The organism is Bullifex sp., assembly GCF_034103065.1.
In the GTDB taxonomy this organism is placed as follows: Bacteria; Spirochaetota; Spirochaetia; order Sphaerochaetales; family Sphaerochaetaceae; genus Bullifex.
On sequence record NZ_JAXEGN010000031.1, the window covers coordinates 1 to 2,447 of the forward strand.

Sequence of the window (2,447 nt, forward strand, 5' to 3'; positions counted from 1 at the left end):
ATATAGAAGTTATTCTTATTGATGCAGATAAAGTGTTAAAAGCTTACTTGCAGAATAAGAAAGATGATGAACTCATTTGTTTCTTAGAGGTTAATTTTTAAATATAGGTTAGTTAGATTGAATATTTGCTGTATTTCAAAACTTATTACTTAATGAGTTATCTCGTTTATATCAATATTTTTATCTTTATGATATCTCACTAAGCATTTTACAATTATTAAAAATTTTATTTCCAACTTCTTCTATAGCAGTAGGGATTTTTACTTCCTTTAATTTATAGCAAGAAGCAAATGCATCGTCTACAATAGTCTTTATTGATGGAGGAAAAACTATTTTAGAGAGAGAAGAACATCCAAAGAAAGCTTCTTCTCCTATTGCTGATAGAGAAGAAGGTAAAACTACTTCGTTTAAATTCAAAGAGCCTTTAAAGCATCCTTTTTTAATTCTATTTACAGAATTTGGAATCATAACTTTTTCAAGCATCTTACAGCCATAAAAAGCTTCTTCTCCTATTTCTTCAACCTGCTCTGGAATGTTGATATTCTTAAGAGAATTACACTCATAAAATGCTCTATATCCTATATACTTAAGATTATTTGAAAGAGAAATTTCTCTTAGATTACTACACTTATTAAATACTCTATCTTGTATCTTCTCTACATTATTACCTATAGCTACTACCTCTAAAGAGGTGCAATAGGAGAAGACATCTTCTCCAATCTCTCTTACTGAATTAGGAATATTTATTTTCTTTATATTCTTGCAATTTTCAAAAGCTTTATCTTTTATCACCTCAAGAGTTGAAGGTAGAGTAACTCTCTCAAGAGAATTACAGTAGGAGAAAGCCTTTTTACCTATTTTCTTTACTCCATTAGGAATAGTTATTTCTTTAAGTGAAAAGCAGCTATTAAAAGCACCATTTTCTATTTTCTTAATGCTTCCTGGAAGAGAGACAGAAGAAAGAGATGGACAATCATAGAATAGGTATTTCTCTATTTTTGCTAGAGAGCCTTTAATTTCGATGTTTTGTAAGCTTCTACATGATGAAAATGCATGGGCTTTAATTTGTTTTACAGATAGTGGAATATTAATATCATTAAGAGCTTTACAGCAGAAGAAAGCATACTCAGCTATTTTCTTTAAAGTATTGGGAAGTCTTACACTCTCTAAATTTTCACATAGAGAAAATGCTCCTTTGTTTATTTTCAAAACACCTTCAGGAATAATGATTTCCTTAAGAGACGAGCAAGAACAGAAGGTTTCATTTTCTATCACAGATAGATTAGGGGAGAGGACTACTCTCTCAAGCCTTTTACATCCCCAAAATGCGTTTTCTCCAATATATAATACAGAGTTAGGAATTATAATCTCTCTTATATTCTCACAACCAAAGAAAGCATCACTTCCTATTTCTACTACAGAATTTGGGATTACTACTTTCTTTAGTTTCTTAGCATTCTTAAATGTTTCAGGCTCTATTTTAGATATAGAAGATGGAATGATAACTTCTTCTATATTAGAGTCTTTGAATTCAAAATTATTAATAATATTACTTGATTTAAATATGATACTTTTGTTTTTCTCTTCCATATTATTTATATAGGGTAAAAGAAAGAGAAAACAAAATATTAAATTTCATTGTGATATTTTCATATTCTACACTATATATTAAATGTAGGAGTTTTAAAGATGAAAAAAATTATTATGTCTAAAGTAAATGCTGCATTTAATGATTGTTATAATAAGGTAAATAGCCTTGCAAAAGATGCATCTCTAGCTGATAAATTTGAAGCTATTCTTCCTTGGAATAAAGCATGTAGTGAAAACTTCCCACCATGTTATGAATGCTTTACTGAAGAAAATGAGAACTATAAGAATTGGAAGGATGTAGAAGGTTTTCTTCCTACTATTACATTTACTAAATGTTGTAATAATGAAATTGAATTCTCCTTCGATAATAAGTTTGTAAATTTAATGGTGTTTGCATTAATTGTTGAAGTAAATGGTGCAGATATTACCTATTATTCAGATAGTGCCATTGAATATGGTTCAGGATATTCAAAGGAATCTTTAGAACAAACCTTTGAGATTCGTGGCCTTAATTATCAGCAAGAAGATGATTACAAGATAATCATTTCGCATAAATAAAATCATATTTTTAATCTTCCTTACAAATCCTCCGATCTCAGGTGTGAATAGCACTTGAGATCAATTTTTTTATGAATTTCTTTGAAACAGTTTATATTAATTAATAGAGGATTTAATAATACTGATTAAAAGAAATAAAACAAGTGTTTTTACTTGACATATGCCTAGAGTATGAATATGATTAAAATATATAAAACGAAAATTAGAAATTAGTTTAATCTGATATACCTTGGTGGATAAATAAGAAATATTTAAAAGTTTGTTTAAGTTATTTTAGGAGGGAAGTATGGGTAATTATG

2 protein-coding genes are annotated in these 2,447 nt (G+C 28.4%); one reads left to right on the plus strand and one right to left on the minus strand.

Annotation, left to right across the window (positions count from 1 at the left end; translation table 11 throughout):
• Positions 1-186: 186 nt before the first annotated feature.
• On the minus strand, positions 187-1,590 hold the full coding sequence (locus SOY52_RS01150) for a leucine-rich repeat domain-containing protein (RefSeq protein WP_320847150.1): 1,404 nt from the start codon (positions 1,588-1,590) through the stop codon (positions 187-189).
• A 99-nt stretch (positions 1,591-1,689) separates the two neighbouring features.
• On the opposite strand from SOY52_RS01150, the gene SOY52_RS01155 reads away from it, so the two are divergent.
• On the plus strand, positions 1,690-2,148 hold the full coding sequence (locus SOY52_RS01155) for a hypothetical protein (protein ID WP_320847151.1): 459 nt from the start codon (positions 1,690-1,692) through the stop codon (positions 2,146-2,148).
• Positions 2,149-2,447 lie beyond the last annotated feature (299 nt).